Here is a 519-nt window from a genome sequence, read left to right as displayed (position 1 = left end):
GCACCTATATGGTCTGGTTTAGGAGGGGCAATGAGATGCCCTTATCTTGAAGGCTGTTCAAAACAGAAATGGACTGCGAACGCTTAGTCATTCAAGAATCCCACCCGTAAATCCGTAAGGATTCGGGCTTGCGACTTTAGTCGTGGGAGTCTCAAAAGGAAAATACAATGAAGCGAAAGTGTTTACTACTAACGTAGAAGAAACTGCAGCAGGTCAAATTATTGATCTTTGTAATCAAGAGTTCGTAAAGGATAGCAAGATTCGTATTATGCCAGATACACATGCAGGCGCAGGTTGTACGATTGGGACAACAATGACGATTCAAGATAAAATCGTGCCTAATTTAGTCGGGGTTAATTAATCGGCTCAGACTTTAAACTACTCACTCAATTGACTGGGACCCCTAACGATAAAAGGCGAGGGCAATCAGCAGCCAGTGGTTATGGTGACATAATCGAATGGTTCAGAGACTTGTATCAGGTTAGCAGACTGAGATACAGAATTATTCCTCATCCATTT

At 42.4% G+C, this 519-nt stretch carries 1 pseudogene; it reads left to right on the top strand.

Annotated features, from left to right (window positions below):
* Positions 1-142 precede the first annotated feature (142 nt).
* Positions 143-358, top strand: a pseudogene (locus AC1DTM_RS31300) (RtcB family protein); the annotation flags it as partial.
* Between the last annotated feature and the right edge of the window lie 161 nt (positions 359-519).

It is taken from the genome of Bacillus sp. P4_D3 (assembly GCF_056401855.1).
Note: the sequence above shows the minus strand (reverse complement) of the source record. Positions and strands in the feature narration are given on the sequence as shown.